This window comes from Tritonibacter sp. SIMBA_163, assembly GCF_046535935.1.
In the GTDB taxonomy this organism is placed as follows: Bacteria; Pseudomonadota; Alphaproteobacteria; order Rhodobacterales; family Rhodobacteraceae; genus Epibacterium; species Epibacterium scottomollicae.
On sequence record NZ_JAWJBP010001183.1, the window covers coordinates 1 to 241 of the forward strand.

1 pseudogene is annotated in these 241 nt (G+C 58.1%); it reads left to right on the forward strand.

Annotated elements, in window-relative coordinates:
• A pseudogene (locus tag R0J92_RS26060) lies at positions 1-241 on the forward strand (ABC transporter permease); the annotation flags it as partial.

The window sequence follows — 241 nt, forward strand, 5'->3', positions numbered from 1 at the left end:
ATCGCCACGACCCGCTTCAAGCACAAGGCGTTCCTGCTCCTGCTTCTGATGCTGCCGTTCTGGGTCAGCTACATCATCCGCACCATGTCCTGGATCAACATTCTGGGCGTGAGCGGCGCGGTGAACTGGTTCCTGCTGTGGACCGGGATCGTCTCCGAGCCGATCCAGATGCTCTACAACGAGACGACCGTCATCATCGGCCTGGTGCATTTCCTGCTGCCGTTCATGATCCTGAACATCT